This is a genomic window from Thiohalophilus sp. (genome assembly GCF_031581315.1).
In the GTDB taxonomy this organism is placed as follows: Bacteria; Pseudomonadota; Gammaproteobacteria; order UBA6429; family Thiohalophilaceae; genus Thiohalophilus.
Map to the genome: position 1 here is coordinate 1 of NZ_JAVLAZ010000014.1, position 8,766 is coordinate 8,766.

Genomic DNA, 8,766 nt, shown 5'->3' on the forward strand with positions numbered 1-8,766 from the left:
TAGATATATTGCTGGGAATAAACGCGGAGGACGCAGAGGCGCAAAGGCGCGGAGATTACAGAGAAGTTTTGAATTCTGAATTCTGAATGTTGAATTGAGGGCAAATAATAACCAGCGCCCAAACAGACACCTACCTTCAAAATTTAAAACTCATCATTCAAAATTATTTCTCTGCGCCTCCGCGTCTTTTGCGTCAATTTCCAGAGCACATCTATTTTCGATCCAGAATGACGTAATCGTGGGGATAGGGGTTTTTGTCGTCGGCGGGATGGTGGTGGCGTTCGGTTTCCTGCCATTCGTTGGGATCGAATTCGGGAAACCAGGCATCGCCTTCGATGTCGGCATCGACATAAGTGAGATACAAACGATCGGCGCGCGGCAGGGTTTGCTCATAGAAAGAGGCGCCGCCAATGATCATGACCTCGTCCACCCCCCCGGCCGCCTCGATAGCCGCATCGATCGAATGAACCACCACGGCGCCTTCTGCCTGGTAGCTTATATCCCGGCTGATAACGATATTGGTGCGCTTGGGCAGCGGCTTGCCCCCGAAAGATTCGAAGGTCTTGCGTCCCATCACGATCGGCTTGCCCAGGGTATGTTGTCGAAACCACTGCATATCCGCCGGCAGGCGCCAGGGCAGACGGTTTTCAATCCCGATCACCCGCTGCGGCGTCAACGCCGCAATCAGCGAAATGCGTGGTGATGTATCCTGTGACATAGTTCCGCCCCCGGGCCTATTCTTTCTATCGGCGCAGCAATCAAAATATTTAACTCACGCAGAGCCGCCAAGCTCGCTGAGAATGAAATTGATAGTTTTCTTTGCGTCTTTGCGTCTTGGCGAGAGACAAGCTGCTTCCTTAACCTTGACCGCCCTTCACGTAGGTCACACTGGCGACAGCCTGTGTGACATTTCCTAACGACCGTCAATCCCATCCCGAGGTGTCAGGTAGCACTGCACGCAACCTGACCTGCGACTGCCTGCTGCCAACTTTTATCTATATCGCCACCGGCGCTTTGATATGCGGATGATACTGGTAGTCGACCAGCTCGAAATCGTCGAACCGAAAATCGAACAGGTTGTCGATAGCCGGGTTGATCTTCATGGTCGGCAGCGGATAGGGCTGACGGCTCAGCTGCTCGTCAGTTTGCTCGAGATGATTGCGATAGAGATGGGCATCGCCCAGGGTATGGACAAAGTCGCCCGGTTGCAGGTCGCAGACCTGGGCCATCATCATGGTCAGCAAGGCATAGGAGGCGATATTGAACGGCACACCGAGGAAGATATCGGCACTGCGTTGATACAACTGACAGGAGAGCTTGCCGTCGGCCACATAGAACTGGAAAAACGCATGGCAGGGCGCCAGTGCCATCTTGTTATTGCGGGCATTTTCCTGCGGCGAAATGGACTCGTCAGGCAGGTCGGCCACGTTCCAGGCACTGACGATAATGCGGCGTGAATCGGGTTTGTTTTTGAGTTGCTCGAGTACCTGGCTGATCTGATCGATATGCCGGCCATCGGGGGAGGGCCAGGAGCGCCATTGGGCCCCATAAATAGGTCCCAGGTTACCGTTTTCATCGGCCCATTCATCCCAGATGGTCACCTTGTTATCGTGCAAATAAGCGGTATTGGTATCACCACGCAAAAACCACAACAGTTCATGAATAATAGAGCGCAAATGCAAGCGTTTGGTCGTCACCAGCGGAAAACCCTGTGCCAGATCGAACCGCATCTGGTGGCCAAACACACTGAGGGTGCCGGTACCGGTCCGATCGTCCTTGCGCGTGCCGTTATCCCGGACATGCTGCATCAGCTCAAGATACTGTTTCACGTCGACGCCTCATTCACAGGTAGCTTCTCGTTTTTCAATTTTAACACGCCTGCCAGTCCGGCTCTATTGCCGCGTGGATAACCAGACCATCAAATACCCGGAATGTCGTCGACAGAAGGTGGGAACGTCCGCTCAATCCATATCCTGGACGTATTATTGGTAGTATGACGCCGCTGACATGTTTTCAACGCCAGCGGCAGGGGAATTAAACCCATGCGGAGGGCTTACCAGTCATCCCCGCCCGGGGGCCATTCTCCGCCAACGGCCTGTGTGAAGAATTCTTCATACACATAGGGCAGATCCATCAGCTTGCCAAAGCTGTGCTCGCCAAACATACGCAGATCCGGGAACATCACTGCCAGACGAAAATGGGGATGCAGGGCAATGACCTTGCTGCCATTGACCATAATCTCATACGGCAGATGGGCCGTGCGGCGCGGTTGCTGATGGTCGATCACCTCCATGACATATTTGTCATTGAGAAATTTCTGTTTCTCCACATTCGCCTGCAGACTCAGACCGTAGACGACCTGCTGTTTGCCGGGCACTTTCAGTTTATAGACCTGGCCAATACCGAAATTGTTGGTGGCCAGTCCTCGCTCGACTGCGCGCACTGCCTGGGCATGGCTACCATGATCGACGAAGTCAAAGAAGCCGTAAAAATCTTCCAGACCGAAGGTGTAATTATAGCCCGGTAGTTTCTCTTCATCGATCCCGTCACCACCAAAGTCCCGATCAAACCCGATCGCCTGCCCCAGACTGCGCTTTACCCGCGACAGACGGGAATCCATGTTGTAGGCCAGACCGATATATTCGGGATTGTTATAGCTGACCTGAATCTGCTTGCCGCCCTGCTGATTGGCCACCTCGGTAACCGCAACCTTGATGACCGCCCCAAAGCCGCCATAATTGCTCTGCCTGGCCACACTTTTCAATCTGTCGCTGGTCACGGCAAAAATATGCGCACCATCGTAAGGGCGGTAGGTGCCAAGTATCTCAAAACCACCACGATCGAGCCGACCCTGGACATCGCTCACCACGCGTGACATTTCGCTATCGGCGATCCCGGCCAACGAAAAAGGTTTGAGCTCAGCGGCGCCGGCCGTAAGACTGAGACTCAGCATCAGCCCGATCAGCAGCGCACGTTGAATAAGTGCAGACATGGTCAATCTCCTGGTTTGATTGGGGGGCTAGTTTCCGTTATCGGCTAACCCCGGATTTTACTTAACATTTTCATCTAGCCCTCAGCGGCCCGGGCAGGCTGTCGGTACGCCGACCATAGCAGGTACAGTCCGGCAAGCATCAGCGGCAGGGTCAATAACTGCCCCATGGTCAGCCAACCCCAGGCCAGGTAGCCAATATGGGCATCAGGGGTGCGCACAAACTCGACGGCAAACCGGAATACACCATAGCCCAGGGCGAACAATCCCGATACCGCCCGCCGCGGTCGGGATCGGGCGGAGAACCACCACAGGATCACGAACAGAACCAGACCTTCCAGAAACGCTTCGTACAGCGGATTGGGATGGCGCGCCTGCGGTCCGGCCAGCGGGAACACCATGCCCCAGGGCAAATCGGTGGTCCGGCCCCAGAGTTCCCCATTAATAAAGTTACCAATCCGCCCGGCACCCAGCCCCAGTGGCACCAGCGGCGCGACAAAGTCCAGTACTGCAAAATAGGCCTTGTTATATTTGCGGCAAAACAGCCACAAGGCCAGCATCACGCCCAGCAGTCCCCCGTGGAAGGACATGCCGCCTTCCTTGATCCGAAACAGCAATAACGGATCATCCAGAAACGGGCCGAAATTATAAAACAGCACATACCCCACCCGTCCGCCGAGGATGACGCCCAGTCCTCCGTAGAACAACAGATCATCGACCTGTGCCGGCGTCCAGCTCGACGCCGGGTGTCGGGCGCGCAGGCGACCCAGCCACCAGGCCCCGACAAAACCGACCAGGTACATCAGGCCATACCAGTGGACGGTCAAACCGAACAGTTCGAAAGCAACCGGATCGAAGTCTACACGCATTGATGACATCTCTTTTCAAGCAGTTTCTAGTGACTAGCGGCTAGTGACTAGGATCTGGCGATTACATGGCAAGTAATCGACAAAAGTAGGCCTTGAGGTAATCAGTCTCGGGCATGGCCGCGTGCACGGGGTGATCCGGTCCCTGGTGGCCCTGTTCCAGTACCTGGACTTCCTGTTCCAGCTTGTGGGCCGCGCGGCGAATGTTATCCAGCAGTTTTCGGCGGCCCAGATGATAGGAGCAGGAGGCCGAGATCAACAGTCCGTCTTCGTTTAACAGGCGCATGGCCAGCCGGTTAATACGCCGATAGGCCAGCTCACCTTCTTTCATATCCTTGCGACGCTTGATAAAGGCGGGCGGATCGAGCACCACGATATCAAAGCGTTCGCCCTGTTCATGCAACTGGCGCAGAACTTCAAACGCATCGCCGGCCAGGGTTGTCAGCCCTTGCTCCCTGATGGCACGTGCATTGGCCTGAGCCACCTGCAGATACTCCTCGGAGCTGTCCACGCAAATAACTTCACTGGCACCGGCTTGCAGCGCCTGTACACCCCAGGCACCTACATACGAGAAGACGTCCAGGACCCGTTTCCCCGGCGCATAGGCCTGGCAGCGTAACCGGTTAAGGCGGTGATCAAAGTACCAGCCGGTCTTCTGGCTTTCGGCCAGGGGCACCTGAAAACGTACCTTGTTTTCAATCAGTTCGATCTGGTCCGGCAGCTCACCCTTGATCACTTCGGTATAGCGCTCCAGACCTTCCTGTTCGCGGGCGCTGCTGTCGTTACGCAAATAGATCACCGCCGGTTTGAGCAGCGTGTCGAGCACATCGAGGATCGTATCGCGCAGCACATCCATCCCGACCGTGGTGATCTGCACCACCAGGATCGTATCGAAGCGGTCCACCACCAGGCCAGGCAGCCCGTCGCTTTCGCCGTAAACCAGCCGGTAATGGGGCGCGGCAAACAACTCATGACGAAACTTCAGGGCACGCTCGAGTCGACGCCGAATCAGTTCCGCATCCAGCGTGACATCGTCCTGATGGCTGAACAGGCGGGCACAGATCAGGCTGTTGGGATTGACATAGGCACAGCCGAGCACGTTGCCGCGATAGTCCGCGATCTGCAGTTGCTCGCCCGGTACCAGCTCTGTCAGCGGAGTCGTTTTGACATCGACTTCGTTACTATAGACCCACAGGTGGCCGGTCTTGAGGCGCCGTTCTTCGCGTTTTTTCAGGCGAAGTTGACGCGGGGTGGCATCGGTCACGATTGGCTCATATCCTCGGGAAACAGTTGCCTAAGCTACAGAATTTGTGGTCCTTTGTGCAAGGGCGACAGCACTATCGCTTTGCGATATAGTTGACCTTAATACTCAAGAATTAACCGCGCCGCGAGGAGTCTCATGCGCCACCCCAATCGACTGGCCGACGAAACCAGTCCCTATCTGCAACAACATGCCCATAATCCGGTTGAATGGTATCCGTGGGGTCCCGAAGCGCTGGAAAAGGCGCGCGAGCAGAACAAGCCGATTTTACTCTCCATCGGTTACTCCGCCTGTCACTGGTGTCATGTCATGGCGCATGAGTCATTCGAGGATCCGGACGTCGCCCGGGTGATGAATGAGCTGTATGTGAATATCAAGGTGGATCGCGAGGAACGCCCGGATCTGGACAAAATCTATCAAACCGCTTTCCAGCTACTCAATCAACGAGGCGGCGGCTGGCCATTGAATGTGGTGTTGACGCCTGACGATCATACGCCCTTTTTTGCCGGCACCTATTTTCCCAAAGACGCCAGACACGGTCTGCCGCCGTTCACCGAGGTGCTGCAAAAAGTGGAAGCGTTCTTTCGCGAACACGAGACCGATATCCGCCAGCAGAACCAGGCCCTGCAGGAAGCGATGCAACAGATGCAGGCCGGCGGCGGCACCGGCAGCGGACAACTCGACAGCAGCCCGCTGGATGCCGCCCGTCATCAGCTGGCGCAAAACTATGACAGTACCTATGGTGGTTTTGGTCAGGCGCCCAAGTTTCCGCATCCCTCCAATCTGGAGCGACTGCTGCATCACTGGTTCTCCACCGCGCGCAACGGTAAACCCGATCAACAGGCACGCGATATGTTGCGCCTGACCCTGCACGGCATGGGCAGCGGCGGACTGTATGATCAACTCGGTGGCGGCTTTTACCGTTATTCGGTGGACGACCAATGGATGATTCCCCACTTTGAGAAAATGCTCTATGACAATGGTCCATTGCTACAACTGTATACCAAAGCCTGGCAGGCGCTCGGCGATTCGGCTTTCAAACGCATTGCGCTGGAAACCGGTGAATGGGTCATACGCGAAATGCAGTCACCCGAAGGCGGCTATTATTCAACCCTGGATGCCGACAGCGAGGGCAAGGAAGGCAAGTTTTATATCTGGACGCCGGCACAGATAAAGTCGCTGCTGAGTGACGACGAATATGCGGTTGCCGCTCCCCATTACGGCCTGGATCGCAATGCCAACTTCGAAGGCCACTGGCATCTGCATGTCTTCACCGACCTGGAGACGATCGCCGAAGGTTTGTCCATTTCCATCGACGAGGCACAACAGTACCTGCAATCGGCTCGCCGCAAGTTGTTCGCCGCGCGAGAACAGCGCGTACGTCCCGGTCGCGATGAAAAGATCCTCACAGCCTGGAACGGGCTGATGATCAAGGGTATGGCCTGTGCCGGCCGACACCTGGGGCGACAGGACTTTATCGAATCGGCGCAACGCGCAGCCGGTTTTATCCACGCCACCCTCTATCACGATCAGCGATTGCTCGCGACTTACATAGATGGCAAGGCACACCTGATGGCTTATCTGGATGATTATGCCTTTATGATCGACGCTTTACTGGAACTGCTGCAGGCGCAGTGGCGCGAACAGGATCTGACCTTTGCCCGCCAGCTGGCCGAAACCCTGCTGGCGCATTTTGAAGACCAGGACCAGGGTGGATTTTATTTCACTGCCGACGATCATGAACAGCTGTTTCATCGCCCCAAGCCGACGCTGGACGAGTCGACACCCGCCGGTAACGGCGTTGCGGCCAGCAGCCTGCAACGTCTGGGGCACCTGATTGGCGAGACTCGTTATCTTGCGGCGGCTGAACGCACGCTCAGGATGAGCTGGTCCGGCATCAATCAGCTCCCCTATGCCCATTGCGCACTGCTACTGGCACTGGAAGAACATCTGTCACCGCCGCAGCTGATTGTTTTACGCGGCAAGACAACTTCGATGGCGCCCTGGATTGAACGCTGTAACCAGGCCTACAGTCCGGCGCGGCTTTGCTACGCCATCCCCGCCGACGCCCGCGAGCTTCCGGGTCTGCTGGCCGAGCGTCCCGCCAGCGAAGCCGATGTCATCGCCTACCCCTGCTCCGGCATGAGCTGCCATTCACCGGTCATTCGTCTGGAGGAACTGGAATCGATACTGAAGGCAGAGGCGATTCCCGGGCAGGAATAACCGACTAAAACAGTAAATTCCTTTTCCCATTGTGTGTAAATTCCGGTAAATGGATTCCCTCGGATTTGCCGGAATGTTAAAGTTGATCATGATTCTTACGACAATATCGACGGGTAGGAGCGATATGGCTAACAACACAAAAAATCATGTCCGGACCAATGGCCGACAGATTTTCCTGCAACAATTTCTCAAACACCCCCTGCAAGTAGGCTCCATCATTCCCAGCTCCCGCTTTCTGGAGCGCCGCATTATCGAAGCCGCCAGTGCCGATACCGCCAGGGTCATCGTTGAACTGGGGCCCGGTACCGGCGGTACGACGCGCGCATTATTGAATGTTATGCCCCGCGATGCCTGTCTGCTGAGTATTGAACTCAATAACTTCTTTTATAATATGATCAACCAGATTGATGATGATCGGCTCATCCCGCATCTGGGCAGCGCCTGTGATATCCAGGCGATCCTGGCCGAGCATGATCTCGACGCGCCCGATGCGGTCATCTCGGGCATCCCCTTTTCCACCATGAGTCGCGAGATGGGTACACAGATTATCGAGTCTGTCTCGTCCGCACTGGCTCCCCAGGGTCGTTTCGTCGCGTATCAGACCCGCGACAGAGTAGCCACGTTATGCCGACCCATTATGGGATCGGGACAGACTGTCATGGAATTCTTCAATATTCCACCGACGCGAATTTTCCACTGGCAGAAGAAAATCAATGGCGAGGCTCACCAGCCCCAGGTCATGTAAGTTGTTTTGAAGCTCACCGGCCGCACCCGGCGCTTTGTTTCGCCTGAAGAAACAGTATCGTGACGCAGGTACTCGGCATTGATGGCTGTCGTGCCGGCTGGTTCGCGATAATCAATCAGGACGCGCACTGGTCGTATACCCTTACCCCGTCGATCGAGGCACTGCTAAACGATTACGGTACGGCGGATCGGATCTTCATCGACATTCCCATTGGTCTGGCCGAACATGAAGTTCGTCAATGTGACCAGCTGGCCCGACGCCTGCTCAGCCCCTATCGGCATAGCAGCGTCTTTTCCACACCGGTGCGCGAAGCGGTCTATGCCTCGAGCTATTCGCTGGCCTGCCAGATCAATGCACAACAAACGGATCGCAAGATCACACGTCAGACCTGGAATATCTGTCCCAAAATCCGCGAGGTGGATACGTGGCTGCGTCAGCATCCCACGGCACAGTCCCGCGTTCATGAGTCCCACCCGGAAATTGCATTTTATGCCCTGAACAAAGAGCGTCCCCTGGAAACACGCAAAAAATCGCCCGAGGGACGGGAGCGACGCCTGGCATTACTGACGCAAGCTATCGGCAACGCACGTCAGCTATTTGAGCAGGCCGTTGACCAGCATCCACGAACGCAATTACAGACGGATGATATTCTCGATGCGATGGTGCTGGCGGTGATGGCCAG

Annotated in this window: 8 protein-coding genes; 3 read left to right on the forward strand and 5 right to left on the reverse strand. The window is 55.7% G+C overall.

Annotated features, from left to right (window positions below):
* Positions 1 to 211: 211 nt before the first annotated feature.
* The 5 genes from folA to RI563_RS03270 form a co-directional block, all read right to left on the reverse strand.
* Positions 212 to 718 (reverse strand): type 3 dihydrofolate reductase, encoded by a 507-nt coding sequence (gene folA, locus RI563_RS03250; protein ID WP_310692910.1) that lies wholly within the window; start codon positions 716 to 718, stop codon positions 212 to 214.
* Between the two features lie 277 nt (positions 719 to 995).
* Complete coding sequence (locus RI563_RS03255; RefSeq protein WP_310692911.1) at positions 996 to 1,829, reverse strand: thymidylate synthase; 834 nt, start codon at positions 1,827 to 1,829, stop codon at positions 996 to 998.
* Between the two features lie 224 nt (positions 1,830 to 2,053).
* A complete protein-coding gene (locus tag RI563_RS03260) occupies positions 2,054 to 2,992 on the reverse strand; it encodes a hypothetical protein (protein ID WP_310692912.1) in 939 nt (312 codons plus the stop codon).
* 74 nt (positions 2,993 to 3,066) lie between these two features.
* A complete protein-coding gene (lgt, locus tag RI563_RS03265) occupies positions 3,067 to 3,867 on the reverse strand; it encodes a prolipoprotein diacylglyceryl transferase (protein WP_310692913.1) in 801 nt (266 codons plus the stop codon).
* Positions 3,868 to 3,919: 52 nt separating this feature from the next.
* Positions 3,920 to 5,119, reverse strand: coding sequence for a class I SAM-dependent rRNA methyltransferase (locus RI563_RS03270; protein ID WP_310692914.1), 1,200 nt, complete (start codon positions 5,117 to 5,119; stop codon positions 3,920 to 3,922).
* 135 nt (positions 5,120 to 5,254) lie between these two features.
* Between RI563_RS03270 and RI563_RS03275 the strand changes: the two genes are divergently transcribed.
* The 3 genes from RI563_RS03275 to RI563_RS03285 form a co-directional block, all read left to right on the forward strand.
* Positions 5,255 to 7,339 (forward strand): thioredoxin domain-containing protein, encoded by a 2,085-nt coding sequence (locus tag RI563_RS03275; protein WP_310692915.1) that lies wholly within the window; start codon positions 5,255 to 5,257, stop codon positions 7,337 to 7,339.
* 124 nt (positions 7,340 to 7,463) lie between these two features.
* Positions 7,464 to 8,084 (forward strand): methyltransferase type 12, encoded by a 621-nt coding sequence (locus RI563_RS03280; protein ID WP_310692916.1) that lies wholly within the window; start codon positions 7,464 to 7,466, stop codon positions 8,082 to 8,084.
* Between the two features lie 59 nt (positions 8,085 to 8,143).
* A partial coding sequence (locus RI563_RS03285) for a DUF429 domain-containing protein (protein ID WP_310692917.1) occupies positions 8,144 to 8,766 on the forward strand: 623 nt, incomplete at its 3' end.